The organism is Winogradskyella marina (genome assembly GCF_015645385.1).
Lineage (GTDB): Bacteria > Bacteroidota > Bacteroidia > Flavobacteriales > Flavobacteriaceae > Winogradskyella > Winogradskyella marina.
The window spans coordinates 23,285-48,543 of record NZ_JADOET010000005.1 but is presented as its reverse complement, the minus strand read 5'-3'; the positions used below and the strand labels follow the sequence as shown (position 1 = coordinate 48,543).

Below are 25,259 nucleotides of genomic sequence, written 5' to 3'. Positions count from 1 at the left end.
TCATTTATAAGGTAGAAATAAAGTGTGGTAAACTACATACAACAATGCGGCTTAAAAGTATTGAAATGATAAGCAATAACACATCATCGATGATTTTAGCACTTAATAGATAAACCGTAAGAAATCTTAACAATTTGTTAATAAATACTTACTTTGCAAGACACTGACTAACAGTGATTTTCACATATATTTGGTTAGAATTAATTCATTATGTAATCCCTATTATCCCTATGGTTAAAAAATACTCCCTCATTATTATAGCATTTTTGTGCTTTAGTTTGTCTGGTTATGGGCAGACAACAGTTTTTGATGCAGCAGGCGGAGGAGCATATCCTTCAGGTGCTTGGTCTGATGTCAATAACATAACAGCTCAAGAAATTGATCGAGGTTCTTATTATCTAGTAGATGCAGGAAACCCTTCAGATATAATCACTACAGCTGTTTATGATTTATCAGCTTATGCGTCTGCGGAATTTAGTTTAGATGTTGCTTCCTTTGGAGGTGGTAGCTATAACCCAGCAAAAATAGAAATCTCTTTTAATGGAGGAACTACATTTACACAAACTGAGGTAAGTACTACAACTACAGGATCTTCATACATTGACGGTGGCACTTTTACTTTAAATAGTGTAACCAATCAAGTACAAATTAGAATTTCTAACAATGGAACGAGTGGTAGAGGTGTAAGACTGAAAAATTTAGTATTAACAGGTTATGGTAGTGGTTCTACTGACACCGAATTAAACTTTGCTTCAACAACCTATTCTGTTAATGAAGACGATGGCACAGCAAGTATTTGTGTAGATATTACCAATGAAAGTGCAACCGCAACAACTGCAGATATCGTTTTAACCTCTGCAAGTACACCACATGTTACGTATTCAACAACAGGAATTACGTTTCCAGCAAATAGCTCTACGTCACAATGTGTTACCGTAAATATTGCGGATAATACCAACTGTAGCGACAGCACCGATTACACCTTTGAAATTCAAAACGTTGCTGGAGGAGATAGTGCCACAGCAGGTAGTGATGATGAAACTACACTGAGTGTTAATGATGATGACACTGCAAACACTGCAATTATTGATGAAAATTTTTCAACTCTAGGTACATTTAATCAAGTAAGTGAAACAGGATCTGGAATATCATGGATTTCTTACGATGACTACGCCGTAATCAACGGATATGATAGTGGAGCAACAAATCAAAGAGATTGGTTAATTTTTAATGACGCCATAAACTTTGATACTCTTGACAATGAAAGCTTAGTTATTGATTATGAAGAACGATATAGTGGTAATAATGTAGAAGTATTTTATTCTAACAACTTTAATGGAACATTTACAAGTGCGAATACCAGTAGTGCCACTTGGACAAGTTTAGGAACATTAAATGAGCTAAGCTCTTCTGGATCTTGGGGAAGTGACACCAAAACTTTTGATTTAACAGGACTAAGTGGTAGTGCTGTATATATAGGATTATTGTACACATCAACTATATCCGATGCCGAAAATTGGAGAATAGATAGTATTGAACTTACTGCCGATGCATGCCTTTGTGCACCACCAGCAGCCCCAATAGGAAGCATATCAGGAACCACACCGGCATGTGCATCAACAACCTTAAGCTATTCTGGGACTGCGGCAGCTGGCACTATTAATTATTGGCAAACAAACCCTACGGGTACCGACGAAATCTACAACGCTACAGCAACTTACACAGCAACAACTTCTGGTACGTACTATGTGAGAGCTTATGACACAGCTGGTACCTGTTGGTCAGATAACGCACTAAGTTACGCGGTAGTCATAGAAGATGGTGTACCAACATTAACACAACCAACTAACCAAACCGAAGTCATACCAGATACAGCAACATTCTCGGTGAGTTCTTCAGACACAGACAGCTACCAATGGCAAGTGAACACAGGCTCAGGTTGGAATAATGTTACCGGAGGGTCTGGCGCCACTACAGATACGTACACCACAGCTGCAACATCTGCACCAATGGATGGGAGCCAATACCGTTGTATCCTTACGAATATCTGTGGGAACACAACCTCTAATGCCGTAACGTTAAATTTAAGTAACGAAGCGCCAAATAACGCAAGAAATATTGAAGGTTGCTTTGAAGATACAACCGTTACTTTAAATTGGGACGCACCAGCATCTGGTGTAACTCCAACAGGGTATATGGTATTTGCCAGAGATGGTGGTACAGACCCAACAGGCACAAAAGACGATGCTAACACCTATACTCCAAATACAGACTTTTCCGCGGCAACAACTGTTACACCAGTATCTCTAGGGCGAGTGGTATATAAAGGAACAGCCACTACAGCTACAATTACAGGTTTAACTGAAGATAACAACTATTCATTTACAGTTTACGCTTATTTTAGTGAAACATTAACAGGATGGGCCAATGGTGGCACTGCAGGAAGTACGGTGACAAATGGGCTAGCACAAGGAGATATAACCAACCTTACAGCAACACCATTAACAAATAAAGTAACGCTAAACTGGAACAACCCTTTACCAACGGCATGCTATGATCAATTAATCATTATTGCCAATCAAGGAGGAGTAACATTTACACCAACTGGAGACGGTTCTGCATATTCCGGAAATGACAACGACGTATACGCAAGTTCAAATCAATTGGTATACGAAACCACCTCTAGCGCTTCAACCAAATCCATAACGGGCTTAACCAATGGGACTAATTATTGTTTTAAAATATTTATTAGACGAGGAACCACATGGACAGAAGGTGTAGAAGTGTGTACAACTCCGTCACTAACCTATTGCGACTCTTATGGAGATGGAGGTGACGGTTACCTAACCCTTACCAACAATGTGCAATTTAACACTATCAATAATGCTTCGGATAATACGGATAATGCTTATTCAGATTACACAGCCATATCTACAACAGTTACAATTGGGCAAACTTATAATTTAGAAGTGAGAGTAAATACCGATGGGGAATACTTTACAACCACAATGGTTTGGTTTGATTGGAACAACGATGGTGATTTTTCAGATGCTAATGAAGATTACGACTTAGGAGTAGCATACAATGCCGTAGATGGATCTACAGACGAAAGTCCGCTCTCTATCGAAATACCATCTAATGCTGTTATAGCTGCAACAAGAATGCGCGTTTCTACAAAATATTATGATACAGATTATCCTATAGACCCACCAACTCCTTGCGAAACTAGTTTTGACGGTGAAGTTGAAGATTATACCATTAATATCGTACAGCCTGTTGATGCTGAGATTAATGTTAAAGGAAATAATATCTCTATAGACAATGGGTTTAACGCACCATACGGTTTAAACAACACGTTGTTTGCCTCCACAAACGTGGGAGATACAGGCCCTGAAAAAGCCTTTTTTATAGAAAACATTGGAGCAACCACTTTAAATTTAACGGGGACTCCAAAAGTTGAAATTATCGGTGCCCATGCAAGTGATTTTAGCGTCACCTTACAACCTAGCGCAACTGTGGGTTCAGGATCTAGCTCAGAATTCAGAGTAGAGTTTAACCCAACCTCAGATGGAGTGCGTACCGCACAAGTAAGTATAGAAAATTCAGATAGCGACGAAGACCCTTATATATTCGACATCGAAGGTTCTGCAGTCTGTAGCACTGTTTTAACGAGCTCTGTGTGGCCGACTGAAGGACCTGAAAATACAGAAATAACGATTACATCTGCTAATGACCTCACAGGTGCCACGGCGACTATTAATGGCTTAGCGATGACTACAATATCTACATCTGCTTCAGAGTTAGTTGTGCTGTTACCAGAAGGGGCTACCGACGGAGACATTACAGTATTGTTTTCTACAGGTTGTTCTTCTGAAAATGCGTTTACCGTTATAAGTGATGATATTTCTACCTGTGAAACTACAGCTGTATCTACACCACCTACGGATTTATTTATGAGCCAAATATCTGATGCAACCACCGGAAGTTCGTCTTTAGTTGAAATTTTTAACGGTACCGCATCAGCAATTAACCTCAACAATTATAGCATTCGAGTTTTTAATAACGGAAATGCTTCTGCATCTTCTACTTTAAATTTAACAGGAACAATCGCTTCTGGTGGTATACACGTCATTAGTATCGGAACATCATCCTGTGATTTTACAGCAGCAAGTTTAGATGGTAGTCTTCCGCACCAATCTTTTAATAGTGCTAATGGTATTAACTTTAAATATGATAGTTCAGATTTAATAGAACTATATAACAGTTCCACAGCCACTTCAATAGATGTTTTTGGAGTTTTTGGTAGCGATAATTGGTCTAACGGTTTGGTTACTGGTGAAAACGGTATTAATTTCAGCAGAATTAATACAGCAAGTGCATTGCCTTCCACAACGTTTAACCTTGCAGATTGGGATATTACAGATTGGACAGATTGTAGCGATTCTGATTATAGTAATTTTGGAGTGTATGATTTTGCTTTAGCAACACCACCATCAGTTTCAGTATTAACACCTCCTGTGTTTAATTGTTTAAACACTATTCAAATAGGAGTTACAGGTACTGAAGGTGTGCCTTCTGGCTCAGGTTTAACGTACCAATGGTTTTATTTAGAACCAAGCTCAGCAACATTTGTTGCTGTACCGAATAATGCTGATTTTGATAATGTAGCAACCGCAACTCTAGACATTTTAAATCCTATATCGTATTTAGAGTATCAATTCTATTGCCAAGTGAGAGAAGATGACGTTACGTGTTACAAAGCTAGTAATGCAGTAAAATTAGACGCAGTAACGGCTTCTTGGGACGGCACTACTTGGTCTACAGCTCCCGCTTCAGATAAATTTGTAGTTATAAATGGCGCGTACGACACTAGTGTCACTACAAATGGAGAAACAAGCTTTGAAGCCTGTAGCTGTGAAATTACAACCGGTAATGAATTAATAATTGCTGACAATACCTATGTAAAAGTAGAAAACAATCTTGTTGTAGATGGTAGCTTAGTGGTGCAACCTTACGGAGCTTTTGTACAAGTTAATGACGCGGGTACCGTGACAGGTAATATCTTATCGGATAAAACCAAAATTCAAGTGTATAAAAAAACACCTTGGTTAGAATCACGCCATGAGTACGTGTATTGGAGTGCACCTGTATTTGGCGAAACCATTGGCGATGGATTGGCAGAAGCAAATACAGGAAGAAGATACACCTACCTAGGTCAGAATTTCTTAGATGCTACTGCAGAAACCAACAACAATGGAGCCACCGTTGCAGGACAAGATGACGTTGATGATAACGGCGACGATTGGCTATTTGTTAATGGAGCTACCATAATGCAACCAGGTGTGGGCTATGCCGCAACTCAAAATAATTTCGCACCATTCCCAACGCAAATAGACTATATCTTTGAAGGGCCTTTCAATAATGGAATTTATAACATCCCTATTTATAGAAACGACTCAGAATTAAATGACAACAATTGGAACCTTATTGGTAACCCATATCCATCCGCTATTGATGCAGATTTATTTCTAGCAGCTAATGCAAGTATTGGGGAATCAGTAGGTTCTATGACTGGAGCTATTTTCTTTTGGTCTCACGCTACAGCTGCCGATGCAAATGCTAACGGTAATGAAAACTTAAACTATGCACAAAGTGATTATGCAATTATTAACGGCTCTGGTCAAACTAAGGGTGGTGACAACGTAACACCCACAAGATTTATTCCTTCTGGTCAAGCGTTCTTTGTCTCTATGGATGATGACGTTACACCAACAACAGCAAGTGGAGATATTAAATCAATAGACGTTGAATTTAATAATAGCATGAGAGTTACAGGTAATAATGACCAATTTTTTAGGTCTTCAACAACTACCGGAAGTAATAGGCTATGGTTAAATCTTACAACAGACAACGGAGCATCTAATCAAATTTTAATAGCTTATGTTAATGGAGCTACAGATGCTGATGACGGTATGTATTATGATGCACCTAGAAACTTATCCACAGATGTTAACGCTGTTATATATTCACTTCTTGAGAATTCCACTGATAAAAAACAATTTGTAATTCAAGGTAAAGATCCTAATAACTTAACGCTTGGAGAAGTAATTCCTCTTAGTCTTATCACCACTATTTCAGAACCTACTATTTACACCATATCAATAGACCAATTCGAAGGTGATTTTATGACTGAAAATGCCATTTACATCAAAGACAACCTATTAAACACCACTCACAACCTCAAAAACTCAGACTACACCTTCACCTCAGAAACCGGCGAATTCAATAACCGTTTTGAAATTGTGTTTACACCAACAACATTATCTATAGACGATAACATATTAGATGCAAATACCGTAACCATTACAGAATTACAACATGGTGATGTTCAAATCAAGGTTGGAAACGCACATACCATAAAACATGTCGATATTATAGATGTAACCGGACGAATTGTGTATAGCTTAACAGGTGATGCTTCTACTGAGATCTACAACTTGTCTAAATTGAGTGAAGCCGCTTATATTGCAAAGATAACCTTATCCAACGGACAGATTATAAGTAAAAAAGCAATAAAACAACGCTAACATAGCATCCACAAAATAAAACAGGAAGCTGATCTAAAAAAATAATCCTTCCTATACCATTGAGCGTTTCCGATAACAATTGGAGGCGCTCAGTGTTTTAACGCCTATTTTACACCTAAAAACCAACAAACAAAGCAAATTCATCTCTATAAGTATAGCGTATCTATAGCGTATTAACCCCGTGGCTAATCCATGGATACTCCGTGTGAGGTCCGTAGTAACCTCGGCAATAAGAAGTGATAATACAAAACACACCTATTAGTGCAATGCAATTACAGTTTGAAGGTATTAAAGTGTGTATTTTAAAGCTAAAATTAAGTTTCTACCCGCTGCAGATAGACCAGAAGAATACGGTCGGTAACGTTGATCCGTTATGTTTTCTAAACTCGCTGTAATACTTAACCTTTCATTATAGTGATATTGCGTTCTAAAGTTAAGCGTGTGCCAAGAAGGTGCATAAGGATCTCCATTAGCATCTAATGCATAGATATAATCCTTAGACGTTTCTGAAGGTGCTAATTGATTATTGGACAATTCATCGTTATAGATTAGATAAGCATCAAATAATAGTTTGTTTTTCTTCCAAACCAAATGTGTACGCCCAAATCTTGGTGCCACATGTCTTATAGGTTCTTCTACACCATTATTATCTTCAGTTCCACCAATACTGTTATATTGCGAACGTAGTTGTAATTGTTTTGTAAAGTTGACTTCTATTCCGGCTTCAAATCCATAAATCCAGGCTTTTGAAGCGTTTTGTATCGCTTGGATGGTACTCGCTTCGCCATTATAAACCATCTCAGTGTCACCATTAAGCTTATAATCTCTTCGGATTAATGCATTGTCTAAAAAGGTGTAATAGGTGGCTAAATCTATAATAACTTTATTTTCAAAATTCAATTTTAAACCTAGCTCTCCGCTATACGCATACTCTGCTTTTAAATCTTTATTCGGTACCACAACAGCACCAGGTTCGCTATCAAACACCTTACCGATATCGTCTATATTTGGAGCTCTAAAGGCGGTTGCTGCATTAAGTTTCCATTGCAATAAATCGCTTGGCGACCATGTAATTCCCGCTGTACCTGTTAAGGCCCCAGTATTCACCTCAGCATCATCAAACGGTAAATTTAAAAACACATTGTTCTCGGTATAATCGGCCTTAGCAATCACTTGATTATAACGAAGTCCAGACTGAAATACAAATTTAGAATTAGGTTTATATTTTAAGCTGGCATAAGCCGCAGCAGACTGCCAAGTAGAGCCGTCTGGATAGCGTGTAAGACTCACTGAATTGTCTCCAGTTTCAATATTTTTATCATGACCATCGGAATGTACTGTATTATGCAAATATTCCATGCCATAAAAAAGACTTGTTTTAGGGTGCAATTTCTTTTCTAAATCTAAATTAAATGAAATGGCATCCACAGATTCCGCTCTAATTGCACGAATAGAAGATTGAAAATCGCGATCTTCTCTGCTCTCTTTAAAATTTTGATACGCTAAAGTCGTTTGAATTTTATCATACAAATTAGAACTACTGCTCAGTTTAGTGAACTGAAAATTACCCATAAACCATTGTTGTGGACCGTAATTCCATTCTGCCGAACGCAACACATCGTCTCGGTAACGAATAAGTCTATCGTATCTAGAATAATTTGAGGTTGTAGAAAAATACAAGCCTAAATCAAAATCCAAATCATCAGACGATTTATAACGTACTTTTTGCATCAAATTAATTTGATCGTAACCTGTTGGTACTTGCACTTTAGGGTTTGAGTTGGCAACAATAACGTCCGCACCATTTTGCCGCGTAACGTATTCTGGTCTCAAGTAATCGTCTGGCCCATGGCTTCCCATTCTTAAATCATCAAAATCAGTATAACTAACACTTGTTAAAAACGCCCAATTGTTATACCCTAAATTAAAGTCTAAATGGCCTGTTTTTTCGTTATTTGCAGATGCAAATCGTGTTAAAGCATTAGCGCTAAAATCTAAATCATCGGTTTCAGAAAACTGAGGTTTTTTGGTATAAAAACTCATAACTCCTCCAATAGCATCACTACCATACACTACAGAACCTGCTCCAAGCGTAACTTCGGTCTGTTGTACCGAAAACGGATCTATAGCAATGACGTTTTGAAGATTACCACCTCTAAAAATAGCATTGTTCATTCGTACACCATCGACTGCAATTAAAAGCCGATTGGTAGAAAACCCTCTTATCATAGGACTTCCACCACCTAACTGACTCTTTTGAATGTAAATATTACCTGTGTTTTCTAATAAATCGGCACTGGTTTGCGGATTAGACAAGGCAATATCCTTGGCACTCACATTAACTATGGTTTGTGGAATATCGCGTTTATGTTGTTCAAACTTAGACGCAGAAATTAAGATTTGATCTAAACCTTCCACTTTAGGAGTGAGGTAAATAACCCCATTCTTGTTGGCAATTTCAGATTTAGTGAAGTGTTTATCTTCGTATAAAAAGTCTTTAAAATAGATGAGTTCGTTATCGCTAAAACCAGACAAAGACGCTTCTCCTTTAGAATCAGTAATAACCGTTTTACTTTTTATATCATTAACAACAGCAACCCCAGGAATAGGCATCTGACTATCGGCTTCTAATACAGTAACCGTTTGACCAAAGGTTAATTGTAAAAAAAGAAACATTAAACATGTATGTACGCTATTGCGTTTCACTTGTGAACTCACAATCATTATAAAATTTTGGTAAATTCGGCTTAATGAAAAACCGCGTTAAGCACTTGTAAAGATTTGGGCTTTTTAAAACTTCCCAAATGTAATTCAAAATAATGCAACAATAGATTTAAAAACTCTTGGCGTTGTTTTGCTTTAATGGTTATGGTATTTAGTGCATCAAAACTTGTGCCTAACAGTTGTTTTAGTAGTATTAAATTTTCACCCGAAACAGAGTAGATACCATGATTGGACGTTTCAAAAACTCCAGTCTCTAAATTAAAAAACGGATAGTGATGATCTGTATTTTCAGGTTGAAACCCTAAGTATCGTGTAAGCTTTAATAGAAATAATAAATGAAAGTTTGAAAACTGATCTTCATTATCTAAATACTGAAGTGAAGCGGTTATAAAATGGAATAAATCGGCATTCTTTTCTTCTTCTTTCAACACATTGGAAAGAATTTCGGATAAAAATAAAACGATTGAACTCTTATAAATGTTAGTGTGAAGACTTTTATAGATGTAATTAAACTTCGTCTCTTTAATAAAATGAAGCGACTGATTGGGTTTGTAATTTTCCTCTATTTGAAGTTGAGATAAGGCTTGAAAATAAACCGTTTTTGATAGTCCTTTTTTAGATTTCAAAACACCTCTTAGCATATAACTTACAACGCCTCGTTCTTCAGTATAACACTTAACAATAAGGTCGTGATCTCTATATTTTAATTTAGAAAGCACAATGCTGTTGTTTTTTGAAAGCATGTTTATTGGACTATGAGCACTTTAAGCACTTTGGTTTCAAAAGAGTCTAAATCTGAAATCAGTATTAAATACACACCTGTTCTCACCACATTATTCGCAAGGTTTTTACCATTCCAAATAGCTGTTCCACCATCTATGGCAAAATTATAATTGGAATTAGACGATCTTAAATTAACATTAGACTGGGCTTCGGCGACCAAATTCCCTTCAATATCGGTGATTTTTATATTTACACGCTCTGTTAAGCCATTTATTTTAACCCCTTTATTAATATCGTTAAGGTCGTTAAAACCAAGAATGTTGTATTCTGGACGCACAGGATTTGGATACACAAAAGCATCCTCTAACGTATTGCCTGGTTTAGAACCACCTGCCTTAAAAGATAATAAACCTTTTATGCTTGCGATATATACAGTGCCATCATTAGGGTCTATGGAAATATCGTTAATTCTATTAGATGGTAATGGTGAATTATCTTTGGTAAAGTGATATATAGTTGTTTGCCCATCTGGTGAAAAGTAAAACACGCCAGAATCTACCGTACCAATCCATTTGTTATTAGAACCATCTACTTTAATATCGGTTATGGTTTCGCCTTCTAACAATTCTTTTGCAATACCATTTTCTAAAATAATTATAGAACTTAAGGTTGGATTAGAATCTTCATAAAAACCCGATGTATTATAAAGTACTCTAAGGCCTGTAAATGTACCTACCCAAAGTTGATTTCTATTATCTATAGCAACCGCATTCACTCTCGGAAACGGCAACCCTTGTTCTTCGGTTCTAATATTTCGAAGCGGATTATTACTTACTGTTTCATTATAAGCATAAATTCCGTTTGTATAAGCTCCAATCCATTTGGTACCATTATTATCTATGGCAAGATCAAAATAGCCAAACTCATCGCGAATAGCGTCTTGTATTATACTCGAAAAATCATAACTATTCCAATTGCCAGTAATTGGGTCATACGATTTTAAAGGTTCAAATAACAACGAAGATAGCGACCACAACAATCCTGTTCTATCAAAAGCCGTAGCCGAAACTCTTAAACTCCTAAAATTAGGAGATCCTGGTAATACTAAAGATTCTAAACCACTATTGGTTTCATCATATAAAATGGTGGGTTCAAAATCATTTAATTCTAGAAGACCATCTTGAAAGGAACTCACAAAGACTTGATTGGAAACAAAAGGATTCACGGCTATTTGAGACAAGTTTCTACCTCCTAATAGACTATCATACGGAATGCTTTCCCACACTTCATTTCTATAATAACTTATACCTCTACTTCTAACTGGACTTGGAACTAAATCCTCTGTATAATCCCCAAAACTAGACCAAACCACACCAGATTCTGCATTAAGCCTAAAGGTTTCATTAAATAAAGGACCATTAGGTTTAATTTCAGAATACTCTCCTACTGCAGAAATTGAATTGTTTAGAACTCCAAAGGCTTCCGTACCTATATATATAGAATCATCTAAACTAACTGCTGAAGTAAAATTAGAATCAAATGCTTCCGTAGGCTGAAAACTATTGACAAGTCCTAGGTTTTCATCATACACATAAATCGTATTTGAAGTTGAATACACCAAATTAGAGTCTGACATATCAGCGTCTAGAGGCAATACCGGAAATGTAAACAACGTATTTATTGTAGCTCCATTTATTTCGTAAAGCACCCGATTATCACGTACTGAATACAATTTATTATTAATCGTATTCATAGTATAATAATTACCCATTATAACGGTTTGCCATTGCTGATAATCTATTAAATTAGGATTGTTTAAATCGGCTCTTTTTATACCATTACCAGCTAAACATGCCGCATAAATTTCATTATTTAAAATTGAAACCTGAGTTACAGTGACCTGAGATCCTCCATTACCTAAAAAATATGTGTCACCAAACTCCAAGCGTTCTAAATCATAAACAGAAACCCCATAATTTGTAGATATATATATTAGGCCTTCATTCTCAAAGAAATGATTAATCCCTTTATTTACAGGAGTAATATTTTGTTTATCTAATATATCGACAACAGATAATACTGAATTGTCGGTTTCAGAATAGATCTCTACTAATCCTGTTTCATAACCAATAAGCAGATACTGATACAATTCACTGTAATAAATGGTAGTAATTTGCTCACCTGAAAGGCCTTCAACAGAGGTAATAGTTGTGATCTCATTGGTTTGTGTATCATATTTAAAAACTGCATTTTGAGCCGCAGCATATAGGGTATGATTACCACTAACGACGTCCACTATATTGTTATAGGAATAATGACCTTGCCATAATGCTGTGAAATCTTGACTATAACATGAAGCCGTAAGTCCAAATACCAGAATAAAGATTTTAAAAACAGTGTTACTCATTTAAGAAATAAGGTTTGTTCAAATATATTTAATACTAACGATAAATTATACGCTTATCATATATTATGTCATAAAAAAGCTCCTGTAAGGAATACAGAAGCTTGAAAATATACTTTTTTAAATTTGATTATACGACACCTTGTGCCAACATAGCATCCGCAATTTTTACGAAACCAGCGATATTTGCTCCTTTAATATAGTCTATGGAACCATCCTCGTTTTTTCCATATGCTACACAAGAGTCGTGAATGTCTTGCATAATGCCTTTTAGGCGCTCATCTACTTTTTCTCTAGACCAACTATAACGCAATGAGTTCTGGCTCATCTCTAATCCAGATGTGGTTACGCCTCCTGCATTTGACGCTTTACCTGGAGCAAACAATAATTTAGCTTTTTGAAACTCATGGATAGCTCCGGGAGTTGAAGGCATGTTTGCCCCTTCAGCTACACAGATACAACCATTTCCTACTAACTGTTTTGCCTCTTCAGCATTTAACTCATTTTGAGTCGCACATGGTAGCGCGATATCACATTTTACAGACCAAGGCCTTTCATCTGCATAGTATTTAGCATTTGGATACTGATCAACATATTCTCTTATTCTACCGCGCTTTACATTTTTAAGATCCATAACAAACTTCAATTTCTCAGAATCTATACCATCTTCATCAACAATATAGCCACTAGAATCGGATAAAGTAAGTACAGTTGCTCCTAATTCTATTGCTTTTTCAGCTGCATATTGTGCTACATTTCCAGATCCAGAAATTACAACCGTTTTATCTTTGATTGCGTCATCCTTTAACTTTAACATACTTTGCGCAAAATAAACCGTTCCGTATCCTGTAGATTCAGGTCTAATTAGTGAGCCTCCCCAAGTTGGCCCTTTACCCGTTAATACACCAGTAAATTCATTTTTTAGTTTTTTGTAAGTTCCAAACATATAACCAACCTCACGTGCTCCTACTCCTATATCACCTGCCGGAACATCTGTAAACTGTCCTATATGTCTAAATAATTCACTCATAAAGGCCTGACAGAATCGCATAATCTCACCATCTGACTTTCCTTTTGGGTCAAAATCCGAACCGCCTTTTCCTCCACCCATTGGCAATGTGGTTAAGGCATTTTTAAATACTTGCTCAAAAGCTAAGAATTTTAAAATACTTGCATTAACAGAGGGATGAAAACGTAAACCTCCTTTATAAGGACCAATAGCAGAGTTCATTTGAACCCTATAACCTCTATTAACTTGAATTTCTCCCGCATCATCAACCCAACTCACCCTAAAAGCAATTAAGCGTTCAGGTTCAACCATTCTTAATAAAATGTTTTTTCCACTGTATAATTTATGTTGTGCTATATATGGTATTAAGGATTCCGCGACTTCTTGAACGGCTTGTAAAAACTCTGGCTCATGACTGTTTCTGGCATTTACTTCTGCTAAAAACCTATCAATTTTGTCTCTCATTTGTATTTATTTATTATCGAAATTAAATAATTCGTATACCAATTCTAAATAATAATCTATTTTTGTGAAAACTTTACGATATTTTATTTAAAACAGGTAATTGTAAGAATATTTTGATATATTGTGGCTTCCTTATTACTTTAGTAATTAGACACATATCAATATAGTAAATGTGATATTGTAATCATTCTTGTTCAAATCGAAAAGGGGTTAAATTTTATGAAAAAAACAAAAACATGCATTTTGTCGGTTTTATTTGGTAGTTTATCGAGTTTTTATATATTTGCTTGGTAAAAGCATCAATTTTCAAAATTACATGACATTAAAAATAAAAAAATTATTCATTGCATTTTTATTGCTTTTTGCAATGCAATTGAGTTCTTCTCAAAGCTTTTCGCATGAAATTGGGATTATTGCAGGTCCTGTTGCTTATCAATCTGACTTTGGTGAGCGTTACGACTTTGAAACTAACACAGGTAATGTAGGGTTTGGAATTGGTCTTGTTTATTTTATGAACTTTGACTATCTCGCTAACTATTATTCGTATTCTAGAAACAACTACTTTACTAACCATTTTAAAATTCGTGCCGAATTGTCCTGGAACAAAACAGGACTTAATCATTATGGGCAATGGGTTGATGACAGCCGAACAAGTGTTGCGGCAGATAAACTAAGAGCGCATTCTGGGGAATCTCAAAATTTCGACTTAGGAGTTCAACTTGAGTACTTTCCACTGAGTACAGGAGCTTTAAATCGTGGAGGGGATAGATTTGGGCCATTCGCAAGTTTAGGTGTACATTACGTGTTTTATAATCCTGATGTATCAACCACATACGGTGACCAGAACCCTGATAATTCAAACAACTTTTATCCTAGTTGGGAACCAGGCTCTATAGATGCTACTAATGGGTCAACTTGGTCCGTAGTTGGTAGCGTAGGAGTACGATACAATATGAGTCCTATTTCACATTTAATAGTAGATTTAAGAATTCAAAGCTTTTTTGATGATTATACAGACGGATTAGACCACCAATTAGATTCTAATAAAACAAATGACTGGTTAGTTTGGTTAAATGTTGGTTACATTTTCTTATTTGACTAAACCTTCAATATAACAGATATAAAAAAGACCAAATCCCGCGATTTGGTCTTTTTTAATATGATATTCTTTAGTCTATTTATCCAATGCTTGTTTTAAATCGGCTATCAAATCATCCTCATCTTCTATACCAACACTCAATCTAATTAACGAATCTACAACACCAATATTTTCCCGTTGTTCTTTTGGAATACTAGCATGAGTCATACTTGCCGGATGACCAGCTAAGGACTCTACACCTCCAAGTGACTCGGCCAAGGTGAATACCTTAAGATGCTCAACAATTCTAATCGCTGCTTCGTAATTATTTCCTTTTGTCGTAAACGAAACCATACCACCAAAACCACTCATCTGAGCGCTGGCAAGTGTATGATTGGGATGATTTTTAAAACCTGGCCAATATACATATTCAACTTTAGGGTGTTTGGATAAATATGTCGCCACAGCTTTTGCGTTTTCGCAATGCCGCTGCATTCTAACATGCAAAGTTTTAATTCCTCTTAAGGCTAAAAAAGAATCTTGTGGCCCACAAATGGCACCACTTGCATTTTGAATAAAATACAATCGGTCCGCTAAATCGCTATTCTTAACCATTAATGCTCCCATGACCAAATCACTATGACCACCTAAATATTTGGTGGCCGAATGCATCACAATATCGGCGCCTAAATCTAAAGGACGTTGCAAATAAGGAGTCGCAAAGGTGTTATCTACAGCTAAAAGAACATCGTGTTTCTTTGCAATTTTAGCGGTCATTTCAATATCTATAATATTTAGCATTGGGTTGGTTGGTGTTTCTACCCATATCAGTTTTGTGTTATCGTTAATATAGTCTTCAATGTGATTAGCATTTTCCATACCTATAAAATGAAACTTTATACCAAAGTTTTCATATATCTCGGTGAATAAACGATAAGTTCCACCATATAAATCATTAGTGGAAATAACCTCATCACCACATTTTAACAATTTTAAAACAGCATCGATTGCAGCTAATCCTGAACTAAATGCTAAACCATGTGTACCATTTTCGATACTGGCAAAAGCATTTTCCAAAGCATGACGCGTTGGGTTTCCAGAGCGTGCGTACGCATAACCTTTATGTCCACCAGGTGTAGATTGTGCAAATGTAGAGGTCTGATAAACAGGAGGCATAATAGAACCATAAGCCTTATCAGGTTTTTGTCCTCCATGTATGGTTTTTGTATTAAATTTCATAATAATTATATTAAAGGTAACCCATTCAAAAATTAACAGAATTATCGCTTCTGTATCATAACAAATTTAACGGATAATTCGTTCTATTCAAATCTATACAATACCTTTATTGTTTATAAAACATAAGCTCAACTACTGTGAAAAACATTATTCTATTTTTAATAATTGGCCTTCTATTAAATTCATGTACTTCAGAATTTAAGCCTGCGACATTTGACACCATTTCAATCGAAGAAACCTATGAAGCCGAAATTTCAGCAATCTACAGCGAAGCAACTGGAAACAGTGAACTCAGTAATACCATTAACACCAACGTTGAAAATGCAATAATTGAAACTCTAAATACACCTGAAAATAAGACTAATTTAAAAGAGGTTTTAAAAGCATTTAATGAAGAATACCTAAGTTTTAAAAATAAATTTACTGAAATAACCGAACCGGTTTGGGAACTTCATATTGAAACAGAACTTATTTATCAATCTGAAGATGTACTTACAATTGCCATCAGCACGTATGAATTTAAAGGTGGTGCGCATGGAAACGATAAAATAAAGCTATTAAACCTTGATGCCAAAAGTGGAAAAACCATTGAACTCAATGATTTTATCAACGATATCGATGGCTTTACATCAGTAGCAAAATCCCAGTTTATCTCGTCTTTAGACCAAAACAAAGATCAATTAACTATTGAGAATTTTTTCTTTGGAGAACCGTTTCACCTACCAGAAAACATAGGGTTTAGTGAAGAAGGTTTAGTTTTAATCTACAACGTTTACGAAGTTGCTTCTTACGATTTAGGTTATACAGAATTTATGATTCCTTATAATGAAGCAGAACCATATTTAAAGATAAATTAACTCGCGTTGACTATGAACAAAATATACTACCTAAGCAGTTGTAATACCTGTACTCGAATTATAAATGAGCTCAACCTACCTGAAGAATTTCAACTTCAAGATATAAAAACCGATGCTATTACCACCTCTCAAATTGAAACAATGCGACGCCTTACTGACAGTTATGAAAATCTGTTTAGCAAGCGTGCAAGATTATACAAAGAACTGGGATTAAAAGACAAATCACTATCCGAAGACGATTATAAAAACTATATTTTAGAACATTATACGTTTCTAAAACGACCTGTTATTGTATACAACAACCAACTATTTATAGGTAATTCTAAGAAAACGGTTGAAGCTGCAAAACACGCCATTCATGGTTAGCAGGTGATTTGCAATTTTTGCACTTTTAATGGTGCGATTGTTGTGTGGCCTTAATTTTACTTTTACAACACCGTAATGAATGATAATTTTGTATCACCATTCGTTACTAACCGTGTTGCGATTTGGTGGTGCTGCCATTCTGTTTTGGCTCATTAGCATTTGGTTACCTCAAGAAAAGATAGAACGTAAAGATTATAACAACACTTAATTTGTCTTTAAAAACAGCAATATTCAAAACTATAGATGCTATTCCAAACAATTACTGGAATAGTGTCAACTGTTGTACAAACATTTACTATTCACCTGATTTTTTAAAAGCCTTTGAACGTGCTAATACAGACATTGAATTTAATTATATTTTCATACTAAAAAACAACGACGCCATTGCCTTTGCCAATACGCAAATTGTAACGATTGGTATTGAAACGATTACTAAAAATATTACGATAACATCAGATAAAGTTAGACGTGCCGTAAACAATATGTTTTGCAATAATGAAATTAGAGTATTATTCTGTGGTAATGTGTTTTTAAGTGGCGAATATGGTACGTTTATAAAAGAAGGAGAAGATAAGGTTGAAACCTTTAAAGCCATTGCCAAGGGCGTAAGACAGGTAACAAATTCTACAAAAAAATTAATGGCTGTTTTTGTGAAAGATTTTAAAGACGAATCACTTCCTATCACGAATCATTTAGAAGATTTTAACTATGCTGCCATGCAAGTTGAACCTAATATGATCATAACGCTTAAACCAGAATGGCAGTCTTTTGAAGCTTACACCAATGCTTTAAAATCTAAATACAGAGTAAAAGCAAATAGAGCAGACGCTAAAAGTGACACATTAGTTGCCAAATTATTTTCTGTAAAGGATATAGAAATACATAAAGATGCGCTTCAGGAATTGTATCAAAACACTATTGACAATGCTAACTTTAACGCTCAAATATTAAATCTTGACACGTACGTTCATCTTAAAAAAACCTTTAAAGATCAATTTATAGTGAAGGGCTATTTTCTCAATGAAAAATTAGTTGGCTTTTTGTCTGCCATGCAAAACGATACAAATCTCGATGCCCATTTTATTGGCATTGATTATTCCAAAAACAAAGAATTTGCCATTTACCCAAGAATCTTAAATGATTATGTAAGACTCGGAATTGCAACAAAGTCGACTCAAATTAACTTAGGCAGAACGGCTTCTGAAATAAAAAGTACACTCGGAGCAAAACCAGAAACACTAACATGTTACTGCAAACACAAACGGTACTTACCTAATCAAATTTTAAAACCGTTTATAAAGAATGTTCAGATTAAATCTTTCAAACAGCATGCTGTATTTAAATAAAAAAGCAAATTATATTTGTCATAGCTAAGACATATAACCTTACTTCTTCTTTAAATAAACCCTTATATTTTCATAGGCTTCGGTCGTACTCCATGTTTACGCGTATCTTCTTTAGTCAACACCTTATAACCTTCAGACTTCGGAAATTTATGTGCTAATTCTAATAAAGGTTCTGGTAAAGCAGTTAATTTTCTCGCTTTTAAATCAATCCAAGCACCTTGCATTTCGCAGTAGGCTAAATTTTCACCTTTATGGTTATAAAAATTATGTTCAAACATAAACAACATACCATCATCACTTAATCCAGAAACTTCAATAGTTACTGTAATTGGAGTGCCCAAAAACGATTCTTTAAAATAATACATATGCTCATAAAACACCACAGGACCAACGTTGTACTTCATAATTTCTGGCATTGTAAAACCTTTTTCAGCGAAAAAAGACATCCTCGCATGACTCATAAAATTGGTATAAGCAGAATTGGCTAAATGACCATTAGCATCTACATCGCTCCAACGAATTTCAAATTGTTTCTTGTACATAGTTTTGTTCTCAATTTAAGTCTGCAAAGTTATAAAAGTCTGTTGTGAGAATCGGTTGAATTCTAAACTATTTAAAACCATTCAATTTTGTACCTTTGCGCAATTAAAAATCATCATCTTAATGATACAATCTATGACAGGTTATGGGAAATCTGTATTACAGCTCCCAACCAAAAAAATATCTATAGAATTAAAATCTCTAAACAGTAAAAACTTAGACCTCAATGCTCGTATGCCTTCTATGTATAGAGCAAAAGAACTAGATATACGAAAACTTATTGCCAAACATTTAGTGCGCGGAAAAGTAGATTTTTCACTTTATGTAGAAATTACAGGTGAAGATACTAGCTCTAAAATCAACAAAACCGTAGTAAATGAATACATTAAACAGCTCAAAGAAGTCGTCGATGGCGATACAACTGAGTTATTAAAAATGGCCATTCGTTTGCCAGATGCTGTAACTACAGAGCGCGATGATATAGATGAAGAAGAATGGACGCTTATTAGTAATGGAATTAATGAAGCCATCTCTAATATTGTCATTTACAGAAAAGATGAAGGTGAAACTTTAAATCAAGATTTTACAGACAGAATAGCGACGCTTAAAGAATTACTAGAAGATGTTATTGCTATGGATCCGGAGCGTATTGATGGTGTTAGAGCGCGATTAGAAAAAGGTATTGCTGACATTAAGGAAAAGGTTGATGAAAACCGTTTTGAGCAAGAACTCGTTTATTACATAGAAAAATTTGATATCACAGAAGAAAAAGTAAGACTCGATAATCACTTAGATTATTTTATAAAGACGTTAAATTCGGAAGATTCGAACGGAAAAAAACTTGGGTTTATTTCTCAGGAAATAGGTCGTGAAATCAATACTATAGGTTCTAAATCTAATTATGCTCCAATGCAAAAATTAGTAGTTCAGATGAAAGATGAACTCGAAAAAATTAAGGAACAAATGTTGAATGTGCTTTAAACTAATTTAAAGTCTTACTCACCGTTTTCATCAGTAAAAAACAATTCAAAAGTGTCAGAAATCAAAAACGAAATACAAGGTAAACTCATTGTGTTTTCAGCACCTTCGGGATCTGGAAAAACAACGATAGTTCGTCATTTATTAAAACAGCAAGAACTTAATTTAGAATTTTCAATTTCGGCAACATCTCGCGAAAAACGTGGTAATGAAATCAACGGAAAAGACTATTATTATTTATCGCTTCAAGAATTCAAAAACCGAATTAAAAACGATGAGTTTTTAGAATGGGAAGAGGTTTATAGAGATAATTTTTACGGCACTTTAAAAACAGAAATTGAACGCATTTGGGCCAAAGGCAAACATGTTATTTTTGATATTGATGTGTCTGGAGGACTTCGTATAAAACGAAAATTCCCAGAACAAACACTCGCTATTTTTGTAAAACCACCAGATTTAAATGAATTGGTAAGACGTTTAAAAGAACGCGGCGAAGAAAGTGAAGACAAAATAAGTATGCGTGTTTCTAAAGCACCTGCAGAATTAGCAACAGCACCACTTTTTGATGAGATTGTGGTTAATTCTGACTTAGACAAAGCCTTAGAAAACGCCCATAAGCTGGTATCTGACTTTATAAACAAATAACCCTTTTTCCTTTTTAAAACATTTTCCGATTATTGTCTTACATGACAAAGTCGTGGTGAAACAGTTTAGCTTAACTAGAACCTCATTAATTGGTTAAACTGAGCATTGTTCCCCTAATTTTTATTTTTAAATTTACCTGTAATTTTAAAGATGACGAAATGAAAATTGTTGTGCTTGATGGATACACGCTAAATCCAGGCGACTTAAGTTGGGAAGGCATCAGTCAGTTTGGCGATTTAAAAGTTTATGATCGTACCGAATTTGATTCAAAAGCGATTATAAAAAACATAGGCGATGCCACAATTGTGCTCACCAATAAAACACCCTTGTCAAAATCAGTTTTAACTCAAGTGCCGCATTTAAAATATGTAGGAATTTTAGCAACAGGCTATAACAATATTAATATTGAAGCTGCTAAATCTCTAGCCATAACAGTGACTAATGTGCCAACGTATGGCACACAGGCTGTTGCCCAGTTTACGATGGCTTTATTGCTTGAACTCTGTCATCATATTGGCGAACATGCCGATGCTGTAAACGATGGTGAATGGACAGCAGCACCTGATTTTTGCTTTTGGAACAGTCCACTCATAGAACTAGACGGAAAAACGCTAGGCATTATCGGTTTTGGAAAAATAGGTCAAGCTACAGCTAAAATGGCACAAGCCTTTGGTTTAAATATTTTAGCATATAATCGCAGTAAAAATTCAGATTTAGAATCCGAAACATGCAAATATGTTGCTTTAGATGAATTATTAAAATCCTCAGACATTATTAGCTTACATTGTCCGCAAACCAATGATACAACAGGCATTATAAACACAGCCAACATAGACAAAATGAAAGATGGAGTGATGCTCATAAACACATCGCGAGGAGGACTAATTATAGAAGACGATTTAAAAGATGCCCTAAACTCAGGGAAAATCTCCGGAGCAGCTGTTGATGTGGTCTCAACCGAACCTATTGAAGCTGACAATCCATTGTTAAAAGCCAAAAACTGTATCATTACACCACATATTGCTTGGGCACCAAAAGCTTCAAGACAACGAATGATGCAAACTTCGGTTGAAAATTTAAAATCTTATTTAGAAGGCAACCCTATGAATGTTGTAAATTAGCCAATCTTGGATATAAATGGATTACAAGAGTATAAAAACCACTACAAATTAAACCTTTTAGCAGATAGCAAACTATGAAAATCGGACTTTATTTTGGCACATTTAATCCCATTCATGTTGGGCATTTAACTATTGCAAATCACTTAGCTGAACATAGCGATATGGACCAAATTTGGTTTGTGGTAACACCATTAAGTCCGTTTAAGAAAAAGCGTAGCATGTTAGATAATTACCACCGTTTAGAATTGGTTCATTTAGCCACTAAAGACTACGACAAACTAAGACCAAGCGATATAGAATTTGGATTAAAGCAACCAAATTACACCATCGATACGCTCACGTATCTGTTTGAAAAATACCCTAAACATGAGTTTGCTCTAATTATGGGTGAAGACAATCTTAAAAGTTTTCATAAGTGGAAAAATTATGAACTCATTTTAGAAAACCATAATATTTATGTCTATCCAAGAATATCTGAAGGCAAAATAGACACGCAATTCAATAATCATCCTAAGGTTATAAAAATTGATGCACCAATTATGGAGCTTTCATCCACATTTATTAGAAATGAAATTAAGGATGGTAAAAATGTACGTCCTATGTTACCTGAAAACGTATGGCAATTTATTGATGAGATGAGTTTTTATAGGTAACATTCCTGCGGATGCAGGAATCTCATGAAGAAAAACCTAGATCATTAAAGTTTGGACATAATCTGTCTCAAACTTTTTGAAAGCATTAGTATACACCATGAAAATTCCATTATTATTCATAGGATTCCCGTTGTCACGGGAATTTAGAAATGATAAAAAGCATCCTCATAATGCGTTAACTGTTCCTTCTTTTTATTCTTTAAAACAGCAATGATATCAAATCGGGTTTCTAAATCGATATCATTTTCAATTATAAAAGCATCCATCGCTTTTACTAACAATTTAATTTTGCTTGGTGTCACAAAATCCTGTGGATCACCAAAAAAGTCAGAGTTTCGTGTTTTCACTTCTACACAAACCATTAAATTATTGTGCTTAGCTATAATATCAATTTCAGCTTTTTGAAACACATAATTCCGAACGATAATTTCATACCCTTTTTTAATAAGCAAATCTGTTGCCAATTGCTCACCTAATTTACCAAGTTCGTTGTGTTGTGCCATGATTTCGTATTCTATCGCTTTCAATAATCACCTCGATACGGATGACTTTTATAAAACTAATAGTGTTTTGCAGTTTGCATCAAGATACAAAATTGTTAGATTCAAAGTTAGCACTATGTAATCTGAGTCAAAGCATCTTTGTTTTAAGCACATAAAATCCTACAAATAGCCATATCTTTGTTATATAAGAAAACGCTATAAAATGGCTAGTCATATTAAATGTCCAAATTGTGGTATCTATAACACAAATAAAGCGTACTGCACCAACTGCAATACACTTTTGTCTTATAAAAAAAGGCGTGAACTAGCATTTGAAAAAGCAGAAAAAGAACGTCGTGAACGCGAGCGTATTCAAAAAGAGGAATCACCTTCGTTTTACAACAAATACAAAGATCATCGCTATCTAGTTGTTCGTGTTTTTGTTAGAGTCTTCCACTCTATTTGGATGGGGTTTATTGCCATAGGTATGTTTATTGCTTGGGTGTTTTCAGCAATTGCGGCATGAAAATTTTAAAACATCCTATTTTCTATTTCAGTGTTTTAGTAGCATCTGCAATTTATAGCGTCCAACGTTTACAGCTAACATTACCAAACTGGATAAGTTTTTATGTTAATGACTTTCTGTGCATGCCCATTGTTTTAAGCTCCTGTTTAGCAATAGTGCGAATCATCAAAAAAAATGAAACCCTATATGTACCACTCACTGTGGTTTTAGGACTCACCATTTATTTTTCAATCTATTTTGAATGGTTAATGCCACTACTAAACACACGCTACACAACTGATGTTATAGATATCCTCCTTTATTTTTTAGGTGCGATTCTATTTTATAAACTTCAAAAAAGATTATTCTGAAAACTTTAAAGTCGCTGTGCCTTTACCTACTTTCAAATCCACAGTACGTCCTAAAACCAAAGCTCTATTATCTTTTTCATGTCCTGCTGGCACATTAAACGCTATAGGGAAGTCGTAATCATCTAAAGCATCCAAAATTAACTGCTCAATAGAAGTTCCCCAAGGCGTTGTATTTTTTCGAATTCTAGACATATCACCAACCACAAGACCATTTAAGTTATCAAAATATCCAGCACGTTTCATGCTCTGAAGCATACGGTCTATATGATATTTATATTCGCCAATCTCTTCAATAAAAAGAATTTTTCCGGCAGTATCAATACTTTCTTTAGAACCTAACATGGTATGCAATATGGTGAGGTTTCCACCTACCAATTCGCCAGATGTTTCGCCTACTCTATTATAATTAGAGCCTTTTAACGCATAGTCTTCTGGCTGACCAAAAATGGCCGATTTAAACGTTGAAACGGTTTCTTTTATATCCTCTAAGTTCTTAGTTAAACTCACACACATTAAGGCGTGCAAAGACTGAAACCCTTCATTATGAACCTGATTATGTAAGGCTGTAATGTCTGAATACCCTATCACCCATTTTGGATCTTTCTTAAATTTGGTATAATTCAATTTATCTAAAATCCTAACTGTTCCGTATCCACCTCTTGCACACCAAATCGCACTAATGCTTGGGTCGTCCATGGCATTTTGTAAATCTTCACAACGCTCATCATCGGTTCCTGCAAAATGATTCCCTTGATTAAAAACATTTTTACCTACAACCGCATGCAAACCCCAATCTTTTAAAAGTGCAACAGCCTGCTGTACCTCCCCTTCTCTACTTTTTAAAATTCCTGAAGGCGCAACGATAGCAACCGTATCGCCAGCTTTTAAATATGGTGGTTGTATTAAGTTTGAAGTCATTTTAGAAGAATTATCAATTGCATTCTGAGCGTGGACATCAGTATTTACACTAAAAATCACGGCAACAATAAGCAATATTACATAAGGTTTAAAAGTCATAAATTGGGCTTTTTGTAAAAGTACATTTTTTTTTAGACGTTCAAATTTTTTGATTCCTATTCTAAGTATAAAGTTAAAACACAGAACTTAGAAAATGGTTTCAGGCAAGTATTATGTATTCCTAACTATATCCTTGAAATATTAATGTT

General features: G+C 35.2%; 19 protein-coding genes. 11 read left to right on the top strand and 8 right to left on the bottom strand.

Annotated elements, in window-relative coordinates:
* The first annotated feature begins 173 nt into the window (after nucleotides 1–173).
* On the top strand, nucleotides 174–6,587 hold the full coding sequence (locus ITJ86_RS17525) for a GEVED domain-containing protein (protein WP_195871018.1): 6,414 nt from the start codon (nucleotides 174–176) through the stop codon (nucleotides 6,585–6,587).
* Between the two features lie 288 nt (nucleotides 6,588–6,875).
* Here the strand turns inward: ITJ86_RS17525 and ITJ86_RS07495 are convergent, their stop codons facing one another.
* From ITJ86_RS07495 to gdhA, 4 genes are all read right to left on the bottom strand, one after another.
* Complete coding sequence (locus ITJ86_RS07495; protein ID WP_230080247.1) at nucleotides 6,876–9,263, bottom strand: TonB-dependent receptor plug domain-containing protein; 2,388 nt, start codon at nucleotides 9,261–9,263, stop codon at nucleotides 6,876–6,878.
* A gap of 71 nt (nucleotides 9,264–9,334) precedes the next feature.
* On the bottom strand, nucleotides 9,335–10,054 hold the full coding sequence (recO, locus tag ITJ86_RS07490; protein ID WP_195871016.1) for a DNA repair protein RecO: 720 nt from the start codon (nucleotides 10,052–10,054) through the stop codon (nucleotides 9,335–9,337).
* A 2-nt stretch (nucleotides 10,055–10,056) separates the two neighbouring features.
* The gene (porZ, locus tag ITJ86_RS07485; RefSeq protein ID WP_195871015.1) at nucleotides 10,057–12,441 is read right to left on the bottom strand and encodes a type IX secretion system anionic LPS delivery protein PorZ; all 2,385 of its coding nucleotides are present in this window, start codon (nucleotides 12,439–12,441) and stop codon (nucleotides 10,057–10,059) included.
* Between the two features lie 127 nt (nucleotides 12,442–12,568).
* Nucleotides 12,569–13,912 (bottom strand): NADP-specific glutamate dehydrogenase, encoded by a 1,344-nt coding sequence (gdhA, locus tag ITJ86_RS07480; protein WP_195871014.1) that lies wholly within the window; start codon nucleotides 13,910–13,912, stop codon nucleotides 12,569–12,571.
* Nucleotides 13,913–14,228: 316 nt separating this feature from the next.
* Between gdhA and ITJ86_RS07475 the strand changes: the two genes are divergently transcribed.
* Nucleotides 14,229–15,014, top strand: coding sequence for a THC0290_0291 family protein (locus tag ITJ86_RS07475; protein WP_195871013.1), 786 nt, complete (start codon nucleotides 14,229–14,231; stop codon nucleotides 15,012–15,014).
* A 72-nt stretch (nucleotides 15,015–15,086) separates the two neighbouring features.
* On the opposite strand, the gene ITJ86_RS07470 is transcribed toward ITJ86_RS07475, so the two are convergent.
* A complete protein-coding gene (locus ITJ86_RS07470; RefSeq protein ID WP_195871012.1) occupies nucleotides 15,087–16,229 on the bottom strand; it encodes a cystathionine gamma-synthase in 1,143 nt (380 codons plus the stop codon).
* A 137-nt stretch (nucleotides 16,230–16,366) separates the two neighbouring features.
* Here ITJ86_RS07470 and ITJ86_RS07465 point away from each other — a divergent pair, with 137 nt between their 5' ends.
* The 4 genes from ITJ86_RS07465 to ITJ86_RS07455 all read left to right on the top strand — a co-directional run bounded on the left by ITJ86_RS07465 (nucleotide 16,367) and on the right by ITJ86_RS07455 (nucleotide 18,798).
* On the top strand, nucleotides 16,367–17,086 hold the full coding sequence (locus ITJ86_RS07465; RefSeq protein ID WP_195871011.1) for a DUF3298 and DUF4163 domain-containing protein: 720 nt from the start codon (nucleotides 16,367–16,369) through the stop codon (nucleotides 17,084–17,086).
* Between the two features lie 12 nt (nucleotides 17,087–17,098).
* Nucleotides 17,099–17,452: an arsenate reductase family protein gene (locus tag ITJ86_RS07460; protein ID WP_195871010.1), complete on the top strand. Its 354-nt coding sequence runs from the start codon at nucleotides 17,099–17,101 to the stop codon at nucleotides 17,450–17,452.
* 79 nt (nucleotides 17,453–17,531) lie between these two features.
* On the top strand, nucleotides 17,532–17,660 hold the full coding sequence (locus ITJ86_RS17445) for a hypothetical protein (RefSeq protein ID WP_262897299.1): 129 nt from the start codon (nucleotides 17,532–17,534) through the stop codon (nucleotides 17,658–17,660).
* A gap of 1 nt (nucleotide 17,661) precedes the next feature.
* On the top strand, nucleotides 17,662–18,798 hold the full coding sequence (locus ITJ86_RS07455) for a peptidogalycan biosysnthesis protein (protein WP_195871009.1): 1,137 nt from the start codon (nucleotides 17,662–17,664) through the stop codon (nucleotides 18,796–18,798).
* A gap of 62 nt (nucleotides 18,799–18,860) precedes the next feature.
* Here ITJ86_RS07455 and ITJ86_RS07450 read toward each other — a convergent pair whose 3' ends face one another.
* Nucleotides 18,861–19,340: an acyl-CoA thioesterase gene (locus tag ITJ86_RS07450; protein ID WP_195871008.1), complete on the bottom strand. Its 480-nt coding sequence runs from the start codon at nucleotides 19,338–19,340 to the stop codon at nucleotides 18,861–18,863.
* Between the two features lie 121 nt (nucleotides 19,341–19,461).
* Here ITJ86_RS07450 and ITJ86_RS07445 point away from each other — a divergent pair, with 121 nt between their 5' ends.
* The 4 genes from ITJ86_RS07445 to nadD all read left to right on the top strand — a co-directional run bounded on the left by ITJ86_RS07445 (nucleotide 19,462) and on the right by nadD (nucleotide 22,735).
* Complete coding sequence (locus ITJ86_RS07445) at nucleotides 19,462–20,319, top strand: YicC/YloC family endoribonuclease (RefSeq protein WP_195871007.1); 858 nt, start codon at nucleotides 19,462–19,464, stop codon at nucleotides 20,317–20,319.
* 51 nt (nucleotides 20,320–20,370) lie between these two features.
* On the top strand, nucleotides 20,371–20,961 hold the full coding sequence (gene gmk, locus ITJ86_RS07440; RefSeq protein ID WP_195871006.1) for a guanylate kinase: 591 nt from the start codon (nucleotides 20,371–20,373) through the stop codon (nucleotides 20,959–20,961).
* A 158-nt stretch (nucleotides 20,962–21,119) separates the two neighbouring features.
* A complete protein-coding gene (locus tag ITJ86_RS07435) occupies nucleotides 21,120–22,082 on the top strand; it encodes a D-2-hydroxyacid dehydrogenase (protein WP_195871005.1) in 963 nt (320 codons plus the stop codon).
* Nucleotides 22,083–22,156: 74 nt separating this feature from the next.
* Nucleotides 22,157–22,735 (top strand): nicotinate (nicotinamide) nucleotide adenylyltransferase, encoded by a 579-nt coding sequence (gene nadD / locus ITJ86_RS07430; RefSeq protein WP_195871004.1) that lies wholly within the window; start codon nucleotides 22,157–22,159, stop codon nucleotides 22,733–22,735.
* 143 nt (nucleotides 22,736–22,878) lie between these two features.
* Here the strand turns inward: nadD and ITJ86_RS07425 are convergent, their stop codons facing one another.
* Nucleotides 22,879–23,238, bottom strand: a complete 360-nt coding sequence (locus ITJ86_RS07425) for a YraN family protein (protein ID WP_195871003.1) — start codon at nucleotides 23,236–23,238, stop codon at nucleotides 22,879–22,881.
* Between the two features lie 202 nt (nucleotides 23,239–23,440).
* Here ITJ86_RS07425 and ITJ86_RS07420 point away from each other — a divergent pair, with 202 nt between their 5' ends.
* The gene (locus tag ITJ86_RS07420; RefSeq protein WP_195871002.1) at nucleotides 23,441–23,743 is read left to right on the top strand and encodes a hypothetical protein; all 303 of its coding nucleotides are present in this window, start codon (nucleotides 23,441–23,443) and stop codon (nucleotides 23,741–23,743) included.
* A 341-nt stretch (nucleotides 23,744–24,084) separates the two neighbouring features.
* Here ITJ86_RS07420 and ITJ86_RS07415 read toward each other — a convergent pair whose 3' ends face one another.
* Nucleotides 24,085–25,110 (bottom strand): S66 peptidase family protein, encoded by a 1,026-nt coding sequence (locus ITJ86_RS07415; RefSeq protein WP_195871001.1) that lies wholly within the window; start codon nucleotides 25,108–25,110, stop codon nucleotides 24,085–24,087.
* Nucleotides 25,111–25,259 lie beyond the last annotated feature (149 nt).

Coding starts and splice junctions, on each gene's coding strand:
- ITJ86_RS07495 (WP_230080247.1), bottom strand. CDS start 9,263: ATGTTTCTTTTTTTACAATTAACCTTTGGTCAAACGGTTACTGTATTA.
- recO (WP_195871016.1), bottom strand. CDS start 10,054: ATGCTTTCAAAAAACAACAGCATTGTGCTTTCTAAATTAAAATATAGA.
- porZ (WP_195871015.1), bottom strand. CDS start 12,441: ATGAGTAACACTGTTTTTAAAATCTTTATTCTGGTATTTGGACTTACG.
- gdhA (WP_195871014.1), bottom strand. CDS start 13,912: ATGAGAGACAAAATTGATAGGTTTTTAGCAGAAGTAAATGCCAGAAAC.
- ITJ86_RS07475 (WP_195871013.1), top strand. CDS start 14,229: ATGACATTAAAAATAAAAAAATTATTCATTGCATTTTTATTGCTTTTT.
- ITJ86_RS07470 (WP_195871012.1), bottom strand. CDS start 16,229: ATGAAATTTAATACAAAAACCATACATGGAGGACAAAAACCTGATAAG.
- ITJ86_RS07460 (WP_195871010.1), top strand. CDS start 17,099: ATGAACAAAATATACTACCTAAGCAGTTGTAATACCTGTACTCGAATT.
- ITJ86_RS17445 (WP_262897299.1), top strand. CDS start 17,532: ATGATAATTTTGTATCACCATTCGTTACTAACCGTGTTGCGATTTGGT.
- ITJ86_RS07450 (WP_195871008.1), bottom strand. CDS start 19,340: ATGTACAAGAAACAATTTGAAATTCGTTGGAGCGATGTAGATGCTAAT.
- ITJ86_RS07445 (WP_195871007.1), top strand. CDS start 19,462: ATGATACAATCTATGACAGGTTATGGGAAATCTGTATTACAGCTCCCA.
- ITJ86_RS07435 (WP_195871005.1), top strand. CDS start 21,120: ATGAAAATTGTTGTGCTTGATGGATACACGCTAAATCCAGGCGACTTA.
- nadD (WP_195871004.1), top strand. CDS start 22,157: ATGAAAATCGGACTTTATTTTGGCACATTTAATCCCATTCATGTTGGG.
- ITJ86_RS07425 (WP_195871003.1), bottom strand. CDS start 23,238: ATGGCACAACACAACGAACTTGGTAAATTAGGTGAGCAATTGGCAACA.
- ITJ86_RS07420 (WP_195871002.1), top strand. CDS start 23,441: ATGGCTAGTCATATTAAATGTCCAAATTGTGGTATCTATAACACAAAT.
- ITJ86_RS07415 (WP_195871001.1), bottom strand. CDS start 25,110: ATGACTTTTAAACCTTATGTAATATTGCTTATTGTTGCCGTGATTTTT.